General features: G+C 33.4%; 15 protein-coding genes. 6 read left to right on the forward strand and 9 right to left on the reverse strand.

Going from position 1 to position 20,183, the window contains the following annotated elements; genetic code table 11:
- Positions 1–14 precede the first annotated feature (14 nt).
- The 6 genes from J0383_RS01755 (at position 15) to J0383_RS01780 (ending at position 3,770) form a co-directional block, all read left to right on the forward strand.
- Positions 15–920: a hypothetical protein gene (locus J0383_RS01755; protein ID WP_207296739.1), complete on the forward strand. Its 906-nt coding sequence runs from the start codon at positions 15–17 to the stop codon at positions 918–920.
- Between the two features lie 100 nt (positions 921–1,020).
- Positions 1,021–1,692, forward strand: a complete 672-nt coding sequence (locus J0383_RS01760; protein ID WP_207296740.1) for a YiiX family permuted papain-like enzyme — start codon at positions 1,021–1,023, stop codon at positions 1,690–1,692.
- A gap of 105 nt (positions 1,693–1,797) precedes the next feature.
- Positions 1,798–2,208, forward strand: a complete 411-nt coding sequence (locus tag J0383_RS01765) for a hypothetical protein (protein WP_207296741.1) — start codon at positions 1,798–1,800, stop codon at positions 2,206–2,208.
- 1 nt (position 2,209) lies between these two features.
- Entirely contained in the window at positions 2,210–2,905 is a 696-nt protein-coding gene (locus J0383_RS01770; protein ID WP_207296742.1) for a hypothetical protein, read from the forward strand.
- Between the two features lie 104 nt (positions 2,906–3,009).
- Positions 3,010–3,462: a hypothetical protein gene (locus J0383_RS01775; protein ID WP_207296743.1), complete on the forward strand. Its 453-nt coding sequence runs from the start codon at positions 3,010–3,012 to the stop codon at positions 3,460–3,462.
- 5 nt (positions 3,463–3,467) lie between these two features.
- Positions 3,468–3,770: a hypothetical protein gene (locus J0383_RS01780; RefSeq protein ID WP_207296744.1), complete on the forward strand. Its 303-nt coding sequence runs from the start codon at positions 3,468–3,470 to the stop codon at positions 3,768–3,770.
- Between the two features lie 54 nt (positions 3,771–3,824).
- Here the strand turns inward: J0383_RS01780 and J0383_RS01785 are convergent, their stop codons facing one another.
- From J0383_RS01785 to J0383_RS01825, 9 genes are all read right to left on the reverse strand, one after another.
- Entirely contained in the window at positions 3,825–5,216 is a 1,392-nt protein-coding gene (locus J0383_RS01785) for a M20/M25/M40 family metallo-hydrolase (protein ID WP_207296745.1), read from the reverse strand.
- A gap of 168 nt (positions 5,217–5,384) precedes the next feature.
- The gene (locus J0383_RS01790) at positions 5,385–7,304 is read right to left on the reverse strand and encodes a discoidin domain-containing protein (protein WP_207296746.1); all 1,920 of its coding nucleotides are present in this window, start codon (positions 7,302–7,304) and stop codon (positions 5,385–5,387) included.
- 28 nt (positions 7,305–7,332) lie between these two features.
- Entirely contained in the window at positions 7,333–8,106 is a 774-nt protein-coding gene (locus J0383_RS01795; RefSeq protein ID WP_207296747.1) for a glycerophosphodiester phosphodiesterase family protein, read from the reverse strand.
- Between the two features lie 91 nt (positions 8,107–8,197).
- On the reverse strand, positions 8,198–10,498 hold the full coding sequence (gene bglX / locus J0383_RS01800) for a beta-glucosidase BglX (protein ID WP_207296748.1): 2,301 nt from the start codon (positions 10,496–10,498) through the stop codon (positions 8,198–8,200).
- A 10-nt stretch (positions 10,499–10,508) separates the two neighbouring features.
- A complete protein-coding gene (locus J0383_RS01805) occupies positions 10,509–11,222 on the reverse strand; it encodes a carboxylesterase family protein (protein WP_207296749.1) in 714 nt (237 codons plus the stop codon).
- 6 nt (positions 11,223–11,228) lie between these two features.
- A complete protein-coding gene (locus J0383_RS01810) occupies positions 11,229–12,605 on the reverse strand; it encodes a glucoamylase family protein (RefSeq protein WP_207296750.1) in 1,377 nt (458 codons plus the stop codon).
- A 71-nt stretch (positions 12,606–12,676) separates the two neighbouring features.
- Positions 12,677–14,155: a RagB/SusD family nutrient uptake outer membrane protein gene (locus tag J0383_RS01815; protein WP_207296751.1), complete on the reverse strand. Its 1,479-nt coding sequence runs from the start codon at positions 14,153–14,155 to the stop codon at positions 12,677–12,679.
- 4 nt (positions 14,156–14,159) lie between these two features.
- On the reverse strand, positions 14,160–17,174 hold the full coding sequence (locus J0383_RS01820) for a SusC/RagA family TonB-linked outer membrane protein (protein WP_207296752.1): 3,015 nt from the start codon (positions 17,172–17,174) through the stop codon (positions 14,160–14,162).
- Positions 17,175–17,418: 244 nt separating this feature from the next.
- Positions 17,419–20,163, reverse strand: a complete 2,745-nt coding sequence (locus J0383_RS01825; protein WP_207296753.1) for a helix-turn-helix and ligand-binding sensor domain-containing protein — start codon at positions 20,161–20,163, stop codon at positions 17,419–17,421.
- Positions 20,164–20,183: the final 20 nt, after the last annotated feature.

The following is a 20,183-nucleotide window of genomic DNA, read 5'->3' on the forward strand; positions in this document are numbered from 1 at the left end:
AATACTTAAGTTCTTTGAAAACAAAATTTTTATTTTTCTTACTGGCTTGTGTTTCTTTAAACACATTTGCTCAGGAAGAAATACCTGTACAAAAATATACTGCTCACAATAAAGGAAAATTCTTTATTATGTGGGGCGGTAACAGAGATAGCTACTCAAAATCTGATGTAAACTTCAGAGGTAAAGATTACAATTTCACGGTTGAAGATATGAAAGCTCATGACAAACCAAAAGGATGGCATGTGGATTATATTAATCCGGCGAATATGACTATTCCGCAAACCAATTTGAGATTGGGATATTTCTTTAGTGATCATTACAGCGTAACAATTGGTGTGGACCACATGAAATATGTAATGACACAAAACCAAATTGCAAACGTTACTGGAAACATCAATCTACCTGCAGACGATCCTGCTCATATTTACAATGGAAATTACAACCATACGCCTGTAGATATGTCTCAAGGTGGAGCTCAAGAAGGTGGTTATGACAATGGTGTTACACCTCCAAACGGTCCTGCTTTTTTAATGTACGAACATACAGATGGTTTAAACTATATTAATACTGAGGTTTCAAGATTCGATGATATTTCAAAAATATTTCGTCTTCCTAATATTGATAAAGTTCAGATTAACTTAACTGAAGGTCTTGGAGCTGGAATTTTATATCCTAAAACCAATACTACACTTTTAGGTAAGGAGCGCCATGACGATTTTCATACTTCTGGTTACGGAGTTTCTGCGAAAGCAGGTTTAAATGTTACTTTCTTTAAGCACTTCTATATTCAAGGTGAATTAAAAGGCGGTTATATCGACATGAAAGACATTAGAACAACGGTAAGCAACGAAGATAAAGCTTCTCAGCACTTTTATTTCTTTCAGAAAATTGTGGCTGTAGGCGGTATTTTTAGAATCTAAAAGTCTCAAAAATATATTCAAAAAAAATAGTTATCATTTATTTGGTAACTATTTTTTTTATTATTTACTTTGTAACTCAAAGTACTTTAAAAAACGCTTTATGAAAAAGAATAAATATCTATTTCCACTCATAACCTTTATACTAAGTTTTGGATGTGCCTGGTTTGTGGCCATAAAAGTTTTTCCTAACAATCCATTTACAGGAACAAAACCTGAAAAAACAGTTGCCAGCAAGTTTAAAGACGGTGATCTTATTTTTCAAACTTCTGAATCTAAGCAATGCGAAGCCGTTCGTATTGCAACCAATTCGAAGTTCTCACATTGTGGAATTATTTATAACCTCAACGGAAAGTGGTTTGTTTTTGAAGCTGTTCAACCCGTAAAACTAACTCCAGTGGAAGAATGGATTCAGCATGGGAAAGGAAATAAATATGTGGTTAAAAGATTAAAAGATGCTTCAGTTTTGACTCCCGTTGTTTTACAAAAAATGAAAGACTATAGTCAGCAGTTTGATGGTAAAGAATATGATGCCTATTTTGAATGGACAGATAACCGAATGTACTGTTCTGAATTAATTTGGAAAATCTATAAAAATGCTGGAATTGAGTTGTCTAAACTGCGTGAAATGAAAGAATTTAATTTGGAAGATCCTAGAGTACAAAAGATATTAAAGGAGCGTTATGGAAATGATATTCCACTGGAAGAAAAAGTGGTTACTCCTTCTGATATTTCGGATTCTAATTTATTAAAAACAGTAATCGATACCTACTAATATCCAGAGGATAAAAAAGCTTATTTTATCATAATTATGCCTTTTATGTCTCATTAAGCTTTTTAAATCAAAATACTTTTGCAGATAATTTAAAAAAATTTAATCATGGGACTTTTAGAAAAAAGAGCAGTAAAAGAATATCAAGATAACAAGTATAATGCATTGGTATCAGAAATAAATCAAATTGCAGGTTACGAAATTGAATTTGATGTAAAGTGGGACACACTTGCCGTAAATGATCATTCTCATTTATTTGAAGAAGGATTTACTAAGGTTTATTTCATGCCCGTAATAAATGCATTGAAAGAAATTACTAAGGACGATCTTGGAAAGGAAGCACTTAAAGAAACATTAAAGAAAATTATTGTGAAAAATGAAGAAGGTGTTTCTTATTATGAAAGTGCCTATTCATATTCAGAAAAGGTATTAACTATAGATCATGAACCTTTTACCAACATGGATAATGTTTCTGATCGATCTAATTTTTTAGTTGAATTTTTATCTTCTAAAATGTAAGATGGATTACAATAGAATGCAGCAATTTTCAGCCGCGGATAAATTTAATCTTCTTGAATATATATTAGAGAAATCGCCGGATACATTTTTACAAATTGTTACCGTTTCGGGAAGGAGTTATAATGTTAAAATTCTAAATATAAGTATCACAAAATACAACAAAGAGAATATTGCTTTATTTGGGTTATATACAGAGAAATGGATTTTCGATGATAATATTTTATATATTCCAATACACGCACTAGAATCAATTGTAATTTCAGGTGCACATGATATTGTAGATATTTTTTCACTAGGAACAGTTGTATCAAATGTATATGAGACTTCTGGCAAACTGGAAGTATTGAGAACATTTAAGGATTTTGGAGATCAAATACTCGAAAAATACAACATGCCAATGAGCATTACTGCTATGGATCTTCCTGAAGACGGCAAAATATTAAACAGGCTTATTAAACTTACGCATACTATACTGCATGCCGTTATGAATGTTCTAGGAGATAATGATGCTTTGGCTATTTGGAAAGAAAAAGTTAATGTTACAGGTGTTTCATTCAAAAATGATACTACTTTTAATATTGATATGAAAAACAATACATTGCTAACACTGCATTATCCATTTTTCGATATTAATTATAAAGAAATTAATCAAAATGAATTGACGAGTTCTATAAAAGAATATTTAGAACTTATATAACATAAATATTAAACAATAATTTATATAAAGCTGGTCTTTTACAATTCTGGCTTTTTATTCAGTTTTTAACTTTGAAATTCAAAGAACTTTTTAAAAATTATTTTATGAGAGATTTTCTAATTGAGAAATTGTATGAATGTTCTAAAAAACCCTATCAAAAATATTTCAAGAAAAATGAACCTTGGGATATCGACCAAGCTTCTTTATTACATTATCCGGAAGGAAGCCTGGGTTTTGGTCTTGGAAATTTTCTAAATAGAAATCATTTTGATATTCAGGAAAAACTGGAGGATCACGATATTATCCATGTTTTAACGAATACCGGAATTTCGGTTTATGAAGAAATCGGAATGCAATATTATCTCTTAGGAAATGGAAAGAAAAGCTTGTATTTGTTTTTGGTGATTGCCTCTGGAACTATTTTTTATCCGAAGAGGATGCATTATTTCATTCAGCAGTATAAAAGAGGAAAAAAGGCGCTTCCGTTTCATTATCTCGATTTTTCAAAAATGCTTTTTATACCTGTTCAAACTATTCAGCAAACTTTTAAAATTTAAAAATCATGAAAACAATTCATAAACCATTTCAAGAAAAACAATCTCTTGAATTAGCTTTAGGAACATTCGTAATCAGTACGATTCTGTTTATGCTTTATAGTATTTCAAACGAAAAATCGATTGTTTTAATTATTGCTTGGCCGTTTGCATTGTCGGCTATTATTGTTAATTCGATTATGCTTTTCCATTTAACCGAAAGATTTATACATCTTCCAAATTATCGAAAAGATATTGGTTTCAAGATTTTGATGGTTCTTTCGAATATACCTATCACCTTTTTGTATTATTTGGTTGTAATGAAATTTTAAATAAAAAAAACCGCGAATAAACTTCGCGGTTTTAAATATCTTTTATTCAGGATTTTAGTTTGCTGCTGGAAGCGTAATCCCGTTTTGATCTAACAAATACATCAAGGTTGTCATGGTTGCTGCTCCTAATTCCAGCTCTCTTTTATTGATAGCATCAAATTTATCATTTGCTGCATGGTGATAATCGAAATAACGTTGAGAATCTGGTTTTAAGCCCGCTTTTACAATCGCTTGAGACGTTAAATGACTAATATCTGAACCTGCGTGTCCAATTGTAAAACTGTGTACTAAATAAGGCTCAAAAAGATCTTTATATCCTTGGATTTTTTTCAAATTAACATCATCAGCTTCAATTGAAAATCCTCTTGGAGAAAATCCACCAGAATCGCTTTCTAAAGCAAAAATGTGGTTTTCTTTATTTTGTTTTGAGATTTCTTCATACTTCGCACCACCTTTTCCTCCGTTTTCTTCATTCATAAATAATACTACACGAATTGTATTTTTAGGCTTGTAATTTAAGTTTTTCAAAATACGGATTACTTCCATGCTCTGCACCACTCCTGCTCCATCATCGTGAGAACCATCAGCTAAATCCCAAGAATCCAAGTGACCACCCACTACCATAATGTTTTGTGGTGTTACAGTTCCTGTTAACTCTCCTACTACGTTATATGACAATGCATCAGGAAGCGTTTCGCAAGATTGTTTAAAATAAAATTTCAAAGCAGGATTTACTTTTAAAGATTTACTTAATAATTCAGCTCCGTTGGTACTGATTGCTGCTGTTGGGATATATTGCTCTTTTGGAAGATCGCCATAGCTTTGCGCTCCTGTATGAGGAAAATCATCTAAACGTAAATTCATTGAACGAACAATTGTTCCTACAGCTCCTAATTTAGCTGCTTCTTTTGCACCAGCATATCTTTGATCAACACACGCTCCGTAAGATGTAAAAGTTTCGATATTTTCAGGGTTCATTGGTCTGTTATAAAACACAATTTTTCCTTTTACTTTATCTGCTCCAAGCTCATTTAATTCTTTTATTCCCTGAACTTCGATTATTTCTGCTGTAAGTCCTGTTTTTGGTGTTGCAACAGAACCTCCTAATGCGCAAATAGGCACTGTAGTTTTTACTTTTCCGTCAAGAATGTAGGCTGTTTCTTTTTCCCCGCGAACCCAGTGAGGGACCATTACTTCTTGTAAATATACTTTATCTAAACCTAGGCTTTCTAATTGTCTCTTAGTGTACTCAACTGCTTCTACAGCACCTTTTGATCCAGATAAACGGCTTCCAATATCATTTGACAAATATTCAAGCCAAGAATAACATTTAGCTTCGGTTAAAGCTTTCTTATAAAATAATTTGATGTTTTTTTCATCATTTGACTGCGCAAACAATGTCAATCCGTTTAAAACTAAAGCAGTTAAAAGAATCGTTTTTTTCATAGTTTTTATAACATTTTGGGTTATGTTCCGTTTTACCGGCTTATTTCACAAAGAAACAAAAAATATAAAGAACTGTCAGAGTTTTTCCACAGGCTTTTCATAAAAAAAGCCCTTATTACAAATCCTTCAATTTGCAATAAGGGCTTTTAAAAATTCAATAAATAAAATTTACTTTATTTCTATAATCTTATTTTTTGTACCGATTCCGTTTTCATTAAAAGGCTCAATAGTAAAGTAATATTTCGTTCCTTTATCAAGACCTCTAAAATCATAACTACTGTCTCCGTAAACCATAATGCTATTGTATAATTTATCTGGTGAAATTCCGTAGTAAATATTATATCCAACAGCATCATTTTGCTTTTTCCAAGAAATCATGGCGTTGCGTGAATCTGCTTTATTTCGGTCAACTTTAAATGCTGCAACGGCTTTTGGTTTCGCGGCCAATCCATTACCAAAAACTCTAAAATCAGATACTGCAAATAATCCAGATGCGTTATGAAGATTTACCATTTTAATGTAACGTGCTTTTATTGATTTTGAAAGCTCTACATAATCATGTGGCGCATCTTTATCATTTTTAGATTTATCAACCACCAAAGTCCAGTTTTGGGCATCATCAGACATGAAAATTTGATATTGATAATAAATGTCCATTGCTTTATTATACTGTGCAGCTTTATGATCGGCATAGTTGATTTGAAGCGCATTGATTTCCATCTGTCTTCCTAAATCCATTTGAAGCCATTCACCAGGATTGCTAGTTTTTGCCGACCAATACGTTTGAATGTTCTCATCTGTTAGATTTTCTGGCCCGTAACAGAATTTCTCATACACTTTTTTTCCTCCGTGATCCATTCTGTGGGTTTCCACTTCCATACATTCTTCCGAAGAAGAAACGGTTACTGGTTTTTTATACGAAAGCAGCATCCATCCAGAAGAAGCCCCTTTTGTCTGGTCGCGCTGAGATGTTGGCAATACAATTGGAAAATCTCCATAAGCTGTAATAGAATACATTACATCATCTTTGTCGAATCCAGCAGGAAACATATCTATACGACGTTCAAAACGGTCTTTTATAGAAATTTTACATGTTCCTGTATTCCAATAGTTTCCATAATTATCTGCAAAAGTATTTCCATGCCCAGCTCCAATTACAAATCCACCCGGTTTATACGACATCGGATTGTGTTTTTGATAGGTAAATGGCCCTAATGGATTATCGCCAACATGAACTCCATTTGCATAGCCTTTAAATTCGGTTGCTGGCGCTCCGTATTGCATGTAATATTTCCCGTTATGTTTTGTCATCCAAGCTCCTTCAATGAAATTTCCCCACGGTGCAGGTTCCATATCGTTATTTGGTCCAAAACGTTCCCATCCGTGAGCTGAAGGATCTAAAATAGCCACTTCTTTAATTTGTCCGTAAGGTTTTTGAATATCTTCTACTTCTGTTGCTTTGTACAAAGTCGCATAATCGGCTTGATTTCCTTTTGGAAGCCAAGTTTTGTAATCAACTTCTACTCCAACAAGCGGTAATTTTCCACTTGAACCGTAGTACATATAGACTTTTTTGTCATCATCTTGAAAGATTGCTGGATCCCAAGTTGGCAGCATTGCTTTGTCTACGTGGCGAGTCCATCTTCCTGATTTTGGATCGGCTGTTTTCCAGATTGGGTGATCTCTTTTCCAAGTGGAACCCACATAAAATAAAGTATCATTTACTACCCAAGCCGCTGGAGCACATTGATCGTCATCGCCCGGTTCTCTCTGAAAACTTCCGTAAACGAAATTCCAATCTGACATATCTTTACTCCAAAAGAAACCAGCCTGATTCGTTGCAAACAGATAGTATTCCCCTTTATAAGTAATAATTACAGGATCGGCGCTAGAACGACGGGATTCAGGAATTCTGTTATGATTAAATGTAGTGTAATTGTACCCAATATTAATTGGATTACAATACGTTGTGGCTGGTCTGCTAGGATCAAACCATTCTGTTTTACTAGAACTTTGTGCTAAAATACTGCTTCCGAAAAGCATCGAAAACAATAGCATAGGTGTAAATTGCTTATATATTTTTTTCATGGTAAGAATGTTTGTAAAGTCTGAAAGTTTATTTTTTTGCTTTTAATCTTTCACTTAAAAGTTCAGGTTCGTTTGTGGTAATGTAATTGAATTTCTGATCGATAAGCCAATCCATAACTGCAGCATCATTAACTGTCCAAGCGTTCAAAAGAATTTTATTATCCTTTGCCTCTTTTATCCATTCTGGATGCTTTTGAAAAACGGAATAATGAAAATCTACGCCATTAATTTTATCTGCCTTTACTTCTTTTGGAGATTTATTTCCTTCTAAATATTGTAAAGATGTTTTGGGGTCAATCTCTCTAATTTTCTTTAGAATATCATAATCAAAACTGATGTAGCAGGTATTTTTATTGGCTTTTAATTTTGTAATGGTTTCGACTGCTGCTACACCGGTTTTTTGTCCTCTTTCTTTACTGATTTCTGAAGGTTTAATTTCGCAGACTAAAAGTGTGTGTTTGTTATTTCGCATTCCTTCTGAAATATACTCATACAGTGTTGGAAGTTTTTCTCCATTAGAAAGTTTAAACTTTATTAAATCTGCATAATTCGTTTCTTCAATTAGCAATTTGTTATAATGTGCATCGTGATTAATGACAAGCGAATCATCTGCCGTTCTCCAAACATCAAATTCTGAACCTGGTAGTTTTAAATCAATCGCATGTCGTAATGATGCAATTGAATTTTCAGGAAGATTATTCTTTTTCCATGCGCCGCGATGTGCTACAATTGCATTCTTTTGTGCCTTACAAGATGAAAAAGCAATAAGGCATACAGCACCTAATATTTTAAAAGTATTCATAATAATCTGTAGTTAAAAAATTACAAAAAAGGTTCATCTGTTTAAAAAAAAGCCCTCCATATGAAGGGCCTTTAACTAATCAATAAACCAACTATTTAGTTAACTCAAAACTAACTTTCTTATCGGCGTTTGAATTTCCTCCTACGAAGATATCGAACTGCCCAGGCTCTGCTACGAATTGTAAATCAGAGTTATAAAATTTTAAATCTTCAACAGTAATATCAAAACTTACCGTTTGTTTTTCACCTTTTTTAAGTGTTATTTTTTGGAAACCTTTTAGTTCTCTAACTGGTCTTGTTACAGAACCTACAACATCTCTAATATATAATTGAACTGTTTCTTTTCCGTCAAAATTTCCAGTATTTGTTACATCAACTGTTACTTTCAATTTTCCAGAAGCATTCATTTTATCAGAAGAAATTTTGAGGTTTGAATAATCAAAAGTGGTGTAACTTAAACCAAATCCGAATGGAAATAAAGGCTCGTTTCTTTCGTCAATATAGTTTGATCTGAATTTTTCGAATTTCCCTTCTGTGTTAGAAAGCGGTCTTCCGGTATTTTTGTGTGCGTAGTAAATTGGCAATTGACCAACACTTCTAGGGAAAGTTGAAGTTAATTTTCCTGAAGGATTTACATCTCCAAATAAAACATCAGCAATAGCATAACCTGCTTCTGTACCAGCAAACCAAACGTTTAAAATTGCAGGAACTGTTTTTTCTTCATCCGTAATTACCAATGGACGTCCGTCAAATAAAACTAAAACAACTGGTTTTCCTGTTTTTAATAAAGCGTTTAATAAATCTTTTTGTGCTTGAGGAATACTTAAGTTTGTACGGCTGCTTGATTCTCCACTCATTTCTGCAGATTCTCCTAAAGCAGCAACAATAACATCTGACTGCTCTGCTACTTTTAACGCTTCTGCTAATAAATCTTCTTTTGAACGAGCATCACGATGTAATGTTTTTCCAAACATTGTTGCATTCGTTTCAAAAGTTTCATCGTAATCTAAATTGCTTCCTTTAGCATACAAAACTTTAGTTCCTGCTCCTGCAACTTCTTTAATACCTCTTAATAATGAAACAGCATTTTCCATTCTGGTAGCTACACTCCAGGTTCCTGGCATGTTTTCTTTAGCATCAGCCAATGGTCCGATTAGACCAATTGTTCCTGATTTTTTAAGTGGTAAAAGCTGATTTTGGTTTTTTAATAATACTAAAGACTGTGCGGCAATTTCACGTGCCTCTTTACGGCTATCAATTGTGAAAATTTCAGTTTTAGCTCTTTTTTCGTCACAATATTTGTATGGATCTTGGAATAATCCTAAATCGTATTTTGCTTCTAAAATCAATCTAACAGCATTGTCGATTGTTTCGATTTTCACTTTTCCTTCATCTAAAGATTTTTTCAAAGTTCCTAAGAAACCTTCTCCAACCATATCCATTTCAACTCCTGCATTCATCGCTAGAGCAGAAACTTGCTGCAAGTCTCCCATTCCATGCTCGATCATTTCAGGAATACCAGTAAAGTCTGTTACCACAAATCCTTTGAAACCCCATTGTTTTCTTAAAACATCTGTCATTAGCCATTTGTTTCCAGTTGCAGGAATTCCATCAACTTCGTTAAAAGAAGCCATTACAGATCCTACACCAGCATCAACAGCCGCTTTGTAAGGAGGAAAATAATCGTTAAACATTCTTATGTGACTCATATCTACTGTGTTGTAATCACGTCCCGCTTCTGGAGCTCCATATAATGCGAAGTGCTTTACACAGGCTAAAATTGAGTTATTTTTAGAAAGATCGTGCTGCTGGTAACCATTTACCATTGCTTTTGCAATCTGGCTTCCTAAGTATGGATCTTCTCCTGAACCTTCAGAAACTCTTCCCCATCGTGGATCACGAGAAATATCAACCATTGGAGAGAATGTCCAGTTGATTCCGTCTGCACTTGCTTCTTTAGCAGCAATCTGCGCACTTCTTTCGATTAAGCCCATGTCCCAAGTACAAGACAATCCTAGTGGAATTGGGAATGTTGTTTCGTAACCGTGAATTACGTCCATTCCAAAAAGTAACGGAATTTTTAAACGGCTTTTTTCAACCGCAATTTTCTGTACTTCTTTGATTTTCTGAACTGATTTAATGTTGAACAAACCGCCCACTTTACCTTCAGCAATATTTTTTGCCACATTTGAGCTATTCGCCTGCCCTGTGGTAATATCACCAGATGTTGGCAGGTTTAATTGACCCAATTTCTCGTCTAAAGTCATTTTTGACATTAACTCCGCCACAAATTCAGACCTTGGTTTAATTTTCACTGTATTTTTAGAAGGCTTTTTTTGAGCGTAACCCAAAACAGCACATCCTAAAAAAAGTAAGACTAATTTGTTTTTCATTCTATTTTATTTATTTGTTTGTATTTGTTTTCTTCTGCTGAAACATCCAGTTGTAAATCTCTGGATTGTCATAGACTCTTGTCCAGCTGTCATGATCTGCATCATCAAAAATAGTCAGCTTCACATCTTTTGCATTGCATTTTTTCAATTCGTTATAAATTGTAATTGCGTAATTCACATTGACTACATTATCTTGTAATCCGTGAAAAATTCTGGTTGGAATATTGGCTATTTCACAAGCTTTTTCTAACTGAATTAAATCTACAAAACCAGCGACAGGTACGTTTGCGGCAAATAGATCAGGATGTGCAAAAGCCAAATTCCATGAAGCCCAGCCTCCTGAGCTCAAACCAGTAACATATATTCTTTCTGAATCAATTTTATTTTCTTTCTGAATTTTTACTATCAGCTGATAAATAGATTCTATATCCCAATTTTCATCTTCTTTGCACTGTGGAGCCAAAACATAAGCATCTAATTGATGCGTTTTTAAATATTTTAAAGGACCGTGAATTTTGATCTTTTCAATATCAGTTCCTTTTTCTCCATCCCCAGAAATAAAAACAATCATTGGTTTTTTCTCGTTTGTATTTGCAGGACGATGCAATGCATAACCCAACTCATATTTAGACATTATGACTGTATTAATTTTTCCTGTCGTTTCGGTTTGTGCCGATACAATCATAGAAAATAATAGAAATACAAATGCCATTTTATTTTTCATAGAAACTTAAATCCCGTATTTACCAGACTTAAATCCAAGTTTTGTTAAACCTTGTTTTACTTCTGGTGCGTTCATAAATAATTTCCACAACAAACCTGTTCTGTAGTTTTCAATCATTACCACTTCTGGGCCTTGATCGATTGCTAAGTATCGTTTTGCCACCCATTTATTTCCTAAACTTAAAGCATCATAAAAACCTGCATCTCCCCAAGTTTCCTGCTTATGATTGTCATATAAATTGCGAATTAAAGCCATTGATTCTTTTGGCGTATACACAATTGAACTGATTGCTGCTGTTGGCGAAATCACACCTTGATCATTGCTTGGCATGTGCGCATTGTATCCGATAGAGCCATCAGGGTTTCTAGAATAAGATGCTGTTAATCCCCAATAATCTGGTCCGTAACCTGCATTTTTATTCGGATTTTCAACACAAAACTGATAATTGATTTTGGTTTGATTTACGTTTAAATCCCAGTAGTTTGCATACTGATCACTCAATTGATTTGGATCTAAACCTACATAAGAATAATGTGCCCAGAATAACGGACCTCCAAATTCTTCTGCACCATTGTGCTTTAAAATAAGAGGGATATTATATTTTGTTTTTGAAGAAACTATGCCTCCGCTTCTCGCCCATCCTTCATGATACGCTTTTGCCTCAATACTGTGAGTTGGCGAAGACGCTGCCATTACATATGTGATAAGGCATTCGTTATATCCTTGTAGTGGAAAGTTCATCTCCCAAGCATAACTCGGAGACCAGTGCCAATATAAAACATTTTTTTGATTGGTATACCATTGCCATTCGACTCCTTTCCAAAGTGCATCAAATTTTTGAGCGACCGCTTTTTCTTTTTCAGAACCATCTTTAAGATATTCACGAACGGTAATCATTCCTGCAACCAAAAACGAGGTTTCAACTAAGTCTCCTCCATTATCTTTGGTTCCAAAAGGTTTTACTTTTCCTGTATTTCCATCAATCCAGTGTGACCATGCTCCATGAAAACGGTCTGCTTTACCTAAAAAGTCTGCAATTTTGTTAAGCCTTTCTACTCCTTGTTCTTTTGTAATATACCCTTGCGACATTCCTGAAACAAGTGCCATTAATCCAAATCCTGAGCCACCAGTTGTTACGATATTAGAATCGTTTTCAGGATAAATTCCATCTGGATGATAACGTTCTCTAGCTAAACCCGAATTTGGTTCTGCATAATCCCAGAAATATTTAAATGTTTGTTTTTGAACGGCATCTAAAAGCTGCTCATCGGTTAATGCAACAACGCCAGAAGTATTTTCTTCTTCATTTCCTTTCGACTTATCTACATTTGATCCACAACTAAAAAAAGTAAAAGCTAAAAATAAAACTGAAATTCTAATCATTATAAAAATTTAATATTGAATAAATAATCACTTCCTTCAAACTATCGAAGGAAGTGATTTTAAAGATTTAATTAGTAACCAGGGTTTTGAACTGTTACTCCTCCTGATTGCTGAACAACTGTAGCAGGAATTGGATACAACTCGTGTTTACCAACTATAAATGTTTTTCCATTAGGGAAAGCTGGGCTTACATCTGCTTTCATCGCAGCTTCCGCTTGTCCAGTTCTTACAAGATCGAACCATCTATCATGCTCAAAAGCAAATTCTAATCTTCTTTCTTTGTAAATTGCTTTTCTAACATCTGACTGACCTGTAGCTGGAGTGTCACCTAGACCAGCTCTGTGTCTAATCTGATTAATTAAAGGAATTGCTTCTGAAGTTTGTCCTAATTCATTTAGAGCCTCAGCTTTCATTAAAATTACCTCAGCATATCTTAAATATCTAAGATTTACATCTGTAAATTCTTGGTTATAAAATGCTGATGAATACGCTTTATAATTATACATTGGGTTAGAAACTGTAGATGCTACTTCTCTACCATCGTATAAAACTGATCCTCTAAAAATAATCGTTGCTGCTCTTCTTACATCTCCTGCTTCATAAGCATTAGCAAGCCCTTGAGATGGTGTATTGAAACCCCATCCCCATCCTCCAGCACCTCTAGGCGCTTGAGATACAGTATAGTTTCCGATTCCGTATCCTGGAGAAGAAGTTCCTCCAATTCCATTAATTTCAAAAATTGATTCTGCACCAAATTCTCCTTCTTTTTTATATTGTAAAGAATAGTCCGAAACTAAAGAATAACCTGTTACTTTATCACAATTGTCAATTACTTTTTGCCAATTTTTTTGATATAAATTAACCTTAGCCAATAAAGCATAAGCTGCTCCTTTAGATGCACGTGCAACGTCTGTTCCACTATATGATGATTTTAATGGTAATGCTTGTATAGCATCATTTAAATCTTGCTCGATAAAAGCATAGACCTCAGCTGGAGTTTTACGAGTTAACTGCATGATTCTATCGTCATCATTTCCTGGAACTGGTAAATGGTCTACAATTGGAACTCCACCATATCCTTTAACTAAAGTAAAGTACATAAATGCTCTTAAAAATTTCGCCTCTCCTTCTAATCTGGTTTTTAAAGCAGGAGTTACTTGTGTAAGCTTTGGAAACATCGCTAATGCTTGATTTGCTCTGTTGATACCTGCATAATTATAATTCCAAATACTACTGAAAGATGGTGTTGAAGAATTAAAAGTTAACGCATCTAAAACATCTTTATCAGTACCAGTATCTCCGGGATCTGAACCTTTATCGGCATCATCAGTCATAATACTGGTAACCCCGTTCCAAGCAAAAGAAGACATGTCCCAAGATAAAAATATATTATAAACTGCATCAACCATTGAGGTTGCACCTGCATCACTATCTACTAAAGCAGGATCGGCAGGAATATTTTGTGTTTGATCTACATCTAAAAATTCATCTGAACATCCAGATACAAACAAACCAGAAAGTATAAAAAGTGATATATATAATCGTTTCATGATATTAAAATTTTAAGTTTGCACCAACTACAAATGTCTTTAACGCTGGATAAGCATCTAACTCAACTCCTTGAGTACCTGTTACTAACTGACCATCTCCTAAAACTTCAGGTGAGAATCCTGAATATTTTTGAGTAATGAAAGGGTTCATAGCATTTACATAAATTCTACAGTAATTAATGAAACCTTCTTCTTTTAGAGGAAGCTTATATCCTAAAGTAATGTTATTGATTCTGAAGAAATCTCCAGATTCTAAATAATAGGTTGATGCAACTGGAACCTGATTAAATGGTGCTGGATTAGTACCTGTAGTGTTGGTTGGAGTCCACATATTGTTTAATAAAGAGGCTTCAACATTTTCTCCATAAAAACGCTGTGCTTTTTTTCCGTTATAAACTTTTGATCCACCTACTCCATATCCGTCAACAGAAAAGTCAATGTTTTTATAATTTAATCCCACAGTAACTCCATAATTAGAAGTCGGTAAAACTGAACCTACATATTTTCTGTCTTTAGTTTGGTCTAAAGCTCCTTGAGGCACTTTACTTCCGTTTGCTGTATAGTATAACATTTGTCCGTTTGCTGGATCAACGCCGGCATACTCATACATATAGAAACTTCCTAAAGGCTGTCCAACTGATGTATTATCAAGTATTTTTGTAACCTGACCATTTCCTAATGAACCACCATTTACTGTTGCAATTTGAACATTTTTTAAACTAGCTAGTTCATTTTTATTGTGAGAAAAATTTCCTCCTATCCAGTAACTTAAGTTATCTGTAATTTTGTCATCCCAACGTAAAGCGATTTCAAAACCTTTATTAGTTACTTCACCAACATGTGTTGGAGATTCTAATGTAATTCCTGATGTAGAATAAGGCTTAACATTCAAAATAGCATTGTTAGTATTTTTACTATAAATATCAAATGATCCTTTTAATCTACTATTAAACAATTCAACATCTAAACCTGCAGAAGCTTCTTCTACAATTTCCCATGATAAACTTGGGTCAATCTGAGAATTGATAGTTGTTCCTGAACCACCATTATAATCTACTCCAGATGTAAATGACTGGATATTTAATGGCACTTTTTGGTTTCCTAATTTACCCCAAGAACCTCTCAGTTTTAATAAATCTAAACCTTTGATATCAGATAAGAAACTTTCTTTTGTTACAATCCATCCAATACCCATTGATGGGAATGTACCCCAACGGTAATCACTTGAATAATTTGAAGAACCATCACGTCTTACAGTACCTGTTAATAAGTATCTGTCCATTAATTTGTATTGAAAACGAGCAAAATAAGATGCTAATCTAGATTGATTTTCGTTTACAGCTTTATAGGTAGTAACGCCTCCATTTTGTGCATAGGCAACACCATCAAGTCCCCAATAATTACTATTAGGATTTACATTCTTAATATCAGCAGTCGTTTTAGATCTTGTACCTAAAACGTTAGCTTCGATACCAGCAGTAACTTCTACATCGTGAATTTCTCCAAAAACCTTATTATATGTAAAATAATTAGATAAATTCCAATTGAAATAATCGTCTGTATTTCTTGTTAATGTGTTTGTATTCAAACTTTTTTTGTCGTAAGCAGATTCTACTCTACTTGGATCAGCTGCTAACCAAAGACCTAAATTGTCTACAAAATTATATTGCTTATACGTGTAATATTCTCCATTAAATTGAGATGTGAATTTCAATGACTTGATTATATCCCAATCTAATCGTAATCCACCTTGAAGCATAACCGTTTTTTGCTGCTCATTATTATAATCTAAAGCAACAACAGGATTACCAACTGAGTTAAAAGAATCACCTGTTTCACCAACAACACCATTCAAAATAAATGGTACTCCATATTTTCCGTCAGGGTAACGTACAGGAACTAAAGGTGATTGTCTGTAAGCTGATGTAAATGCAGACATCGGTTTTGGTGTGTTTTTTATAGAACTAACACTAAAATTTTGGCTAATTTTAAGTTTCTCAGAAATTTTGTACTCATTATTACTTCTAAAAGTAGTACGTCCATATTCAGTTCCTTTCAAAATTCCTTCTTCTTCGTAGTTTCCTACACTAAAAAAGTATTTAATATTTTCTCCCGATCCAGAAAGAGATACATTATTTTGAGTATACACTCCTGTTTTTGTTATCTCATCAAACCAATTTGTGTTATAAAGCTGATTTTGAGAAAATCTACCAGCAGGAAACTGGCTGATAAACGCTGCATTATTATACTGAATGTATTGGTCAGCATTGGCCATTTTTACCTTTTTTAGAGGTGATCTAAAACCAGCATAACTGTCAATATCTACTACAAGTTTTCCTTTCCCTGTTTTAGTAGTAATCATGATAACCCCATTAGCACCTCTCGTACCATAAATAGCAAGCGCAGAAGCATCTTTTAAAACTTCATATGAAGTAATATCATTTGCGTTGATATTATTAATATTATCAGTAGGCATACCATCAACAACGTATAATGGACTTCTTCCTCCTAATGCAGTACCAACCCCTCTAATAACAATTGAAGGTGTACTACCAGGGGCATCAGAAGTAGCTACTTGAACCCCAGCGGCTTTACCTTGAATAGCTTGAGAAGCGTTAATTACTTTCATTTTGGTAATTTCTTCAGATTTAATAGAACTTACAGCTGAAGTATTATCCACTTTTTTTCTTGTACCGTACCCAATAACTACAACTTCTTTTAATTCAGTATCACCTGATTCTTTTAAAGTAATGGTCATTGGTGCGGCAGTTGCCGGTACAGAAACTGGATCAAAACCTAACATAGAGACTTTTAATATGTCTCCAGGTTTTGCATTGATTGTAAAGTTTCCGTCGAAATCTGCGTCTGCAGTGGCTCTAGCATCAGATGAAGCGATTATCGCTCCTGGAATTCCCATTCCGCTACTGTCCACTACTTTTCCTTTAATTGCTTGTGCCTGTCCGGACACATATGCCGGAAGCATTATTAGCACAAATAAGCTAAAAATAAAATTTTTCATACAGTTTGTAATCGTTTAAGTTAGTAGAGCCAAATTAAGCAATTACAACGTTGTAGTACATCATTTACCACTACAGCATAGCTACATCATTATGTTAAAATATAATTACAAAAATTTGATAATCAAACAATTAAATGTTAAGAAAATTTCATTAACATAACGTTATGATGTAGTAATGATGTATTGGAATTATATAAAAAATGGTATCGAAAAATATAAGATCATCAAAAAACAAAATCAAATCTTACAGACTTAATAAAAACTTTGACAGGTTTTCTTCTTGATTAAGTCCTAATTTCTTTCTGAGACGATATCTGTGTAATTCTACACCTCGAAAAGAGATATTCATCATAGGGGCAATTTCCTTTGAAGAAAGATTCATTTTTAGATAAATACATAGTTTTATATCCTTTGGAGTTAGGTTTGGATATTTTTTAGAAAGGTTTACAATAAATTCGTTGTGAATTTGATTCAGATTCGTTTCAAATATTTCCCACTCATGTTTATTTACTTCATTTATCTTAATAGCTTTTTTGATTTCACTCTTCAGCTTACCAAAGTCTTTTTCAGAATCTAAAATATTTTGAATCTTATCAATCATCTCAGTTTGTTTGGCAATTGATAACGATTTACCCGCTACTTCTGATGATTTTGTTTGAAGTTCTAATTCTAAAATATGTTTTTCGTATTCCTGACTATTTAATTCATTTTCTTTTTTCAATTCCATTTCCAGAATCTCACGCTGATGCTTCAATTCTTCAGCTTGTAATTTCAATTTTTGAGTATAACGAAGTTTATTCCATTTATAATAGAAGAATAATACCGCTGCAATTACTAGAAGATAAAGCAGAATCATCCAAAATGAAAAATACCAAGGTTGTGCCACTTTAAAATCAAAACTTGACACTTTATCATAGTTTGCGCCATCATGTTTGTAAATCACAACAGAATGAGAACCGCTGCCTAAATTGTTTAGTACAATTGAACCATTTGTTATAGGAATGTAATTTTTATCTTTATTGATCTGATAAAATAAATTAGGTTTACTTGCTCCGTAAATTCCTGATATTACGTTTATTTTTAATTCGGTGTTGTGCTTAATTTTTCCTTCATCAGGCAGTAATTCATGGTTATTATAAGCTTCTACTTTTACCCCTCTATTTTGTCTGTTGATGTACCCAAGCTGAAGTGAAATAAAACCATCGTCAAGGTTCATTAAATAATGATTGTTGCTTCTAAAAATTCGCAGATTTTCATTAATTAATTTTCCTTTGTAATATTTCTCTTGAATAATATTCCAGATAAATTTTCCATCATGAGCATAGATATGATATAAAATTCCCTCTTGAAGAACTAAAAAATGATCTTTGTCGATAGCAATGACATCTGAAATGTTTTTGAAATTAGAATTGAACAATTCATTTTCTTCCAATTTATTTGAAAGCGAATTAAATGTGTACCAAACGTTATTTATGAGAAAAAGGATTTCGTCTCGAAACTCGAAAATTTTAACGCCAAAATCATTTTTAATTTTGCTTTGCTGCGTAATGTTTTCTATTTTCTTTGTCTTGTAATTATCATCAAGTAATACTCTGTACAATCCGCGATAATTATCGGCCGCCCAAATTTCGTTTTTCTTATTTTGAGCTACGTATTTAATGGGTTTTGTAAAATCATTAATTACTTTACTTTTTTTAAAATCTGAAGAATCGTCATAAACCAAAATACCGCTGTAAGTTGATTGAAAATAAGTATCATTAATAATGCTTTTTGAGAAATTCCATCCTCCGCTTACATTATTAATTTTGGTTAAGGCTCCGTTTTCATAGCAGAAAGTTCCGTCATTATGACCAATAATATATTTGTCATTTATTTTGGTAATATTCCAGCCTTGTCCCTGCGTATTGGGCATCATTTTAAAATTACCCGAATCGAATTCGAAAATTCCGTGATTTGATGCAATTAGATATCCTTTCTTCGTCGTTGCAACAGAATATACAGAACCTAAAATCCCAGAATTATCATAGAAAAACGAAATTGGTGAATTTACCTCGACATGGGCAATTCCGTTATCGAGTCCAAGCCATAAATCTTCTTCTTTATCAAAACCAATACTTAAAACCGAATTGTTCATTAAAACATTATTCCTATCAATATTTTTATAGGAATTTGTTTTAAAATCATAAATAAAAACGCCTTTATTTCCAGTTCCCACAACGAGTTTATTGTTTCTGATAAATTTGGCAACATTGATTCCGTTTGATTTTAAGGTTTCATTTAACGGATTATTCCATGCTTTTAAACCATTTTTTCCGACAATAAAAATCCCTCGTTTTTGTGTAAAAATGTACGTCTGTCCATCGTGCTTTTCGACAGCATGCACAACTGTATTTTTTAAATTATCCCACCCTTTCGGATTTGAAATTTTAGAACCGTTCATTTTAAACAATCCTTTATTTACAGAAGCTACATACAAATCCTGATCTACTACAAAACAGTACGAAATTAGAAATGGAAATTTTATTTTTTTTATATTTTTTCCATTATAAATGAAAACGTCGTTAAAGGATTGAAAGTAAAGTGATTCTTTGTATCGGAAAATCTTCCAGATTTCTTCGTTGTCTTTTTCGTCAAATAAGCGGAGGTTTTTAGTAATGGAAACATAGTTCATTTTACCATTTTCGCGTTTCCAATAGCCAAATTCTTTATACGAACCTGAATAAATGCGGTCGTCTTCAATTAATATGGATCGAATAATGGTTTTATTAGGAAGTGCGTATTTTTCCCAAACCACACCATCATACCGAAGCAGATAGTGGTTATTGGCAAAATACATAGCTTTATCTTTTCCCTGCGCGACATTCCAAATCTGGTTGTCACCTTGGTAATCTGATTTGTTGTAATTTTCAACGAAAGGAAGTAATTCTTGTGCTTGAATGTGAAAAGCAATGAAAAAGAAGAAAACTGATTTTAAAAGTATCGATTTCAAGATATTCGGATTTAAATCCA

The sequence above is a fragment of the Flavobacterium endoglycinae genome, assembly GCF_017352115.1.
In the GTDB taxonomy this organism is placed as follows: domain Bacteria; phylum Bacteroidota; class Bacteroidia; order Flavobacteriales; family Flavobacteriaceae; genus Flavobacterium; species Flavobacterium endoglycinae.

Excerpts from the sequence above, each read along its gene's own strand:
- J0383_RS01760 (WP_207296740.1), top strand. The coding sequence starts at position 1,021 with ATGAAAAAGAATAAATATCTATTTCCACTCATAACCTTTATACTAAGT.
- J0383_RS01765 (WP_207296741.1), top strand. The coding sequence starts at position 1,798 with ATGGGACTTTTAGAAAAAAGAGCAGTAAAAGAATATCAAGATAACAAG.
- J0383_RS01770 (WP_207296742.1), top strand. The coding sequence starts at position 2,210 with ATGGATTACAATAGAATGCAGCAATTTTCAGCCGCGGATAAATTTAAT.
- J0383_RS01775 (WP_207296743.1), top strand. The coding sequence starts at position 3,010 with ATGAGAGATTTTCTAATTGAGAAATTGTATGAATGTTCTAAAAAACCC.
- J0383_RS01780 (WP_207296744.1), top strand. The coding sequence starts at position 3,468 with ATGAAAACAATTCATAAACCATTTCAAGAAAAACAATCTCTTGAATTA.
- J0383_RS01785 (WP_207296745.1), bottom strand. The coding sequence starts at position 5,216 with ATGAAAAAAACGATTCTTTTAACTGCTTTAGTTTTAAACGGATTGACA.
- J0383_RS01790 (WP_207296746.1), bottom strand. The coding sequence starts at position 7,304 with ATGAAAAAAATATATAAGCAATTTACACCTATGCTATTGTTTTCGATG.
- J0383_RS01795 (WP_207296747.1), bottom strand. The coding sequence starts at position 8,106 with ATGAATACTTTTAAAATATTAGGTGCTGTATGCCTTATTGCTTTTTCA.
- bglX (WP_207296748.1), bottom strand. The coding sequence starts at position 10,498 with ATGAAAAACAAATTAGTCTTACTTTTTTTAGGATGTGCTGTTTTGGGT.
- J0383_RS01805 (WP_207296749.1), bottom strand. The coding sequence starts at position 11,222 with ATGAAAAATAAAATGGCATTTGTATTTCTATTATTTTCTATGATTGTA.
- J0383_RS01810 (WP_207296750.1), bottom strand. The coding sequence starts at position 12,605 with ATGATTAGAATTTCAGTTTTATTTTTAGCTTTTACTTTTTTTAGTTGT.
- J0383_RS01815 (WP_207296751.1), bottom strand. The coding sequence starts at position 14,155 with ATGAAACGATTATATATATCACTTTTTATACTTTCTGGTTTGTTTGTA.
- J0383_RS01820 (WP_207296752.1), bottom strand. The coding sequence starts at position 17,174 with ATGAAAAATTTTATTTTTAGCTTATTTGTGCTAATAATGCTTCCGGCA.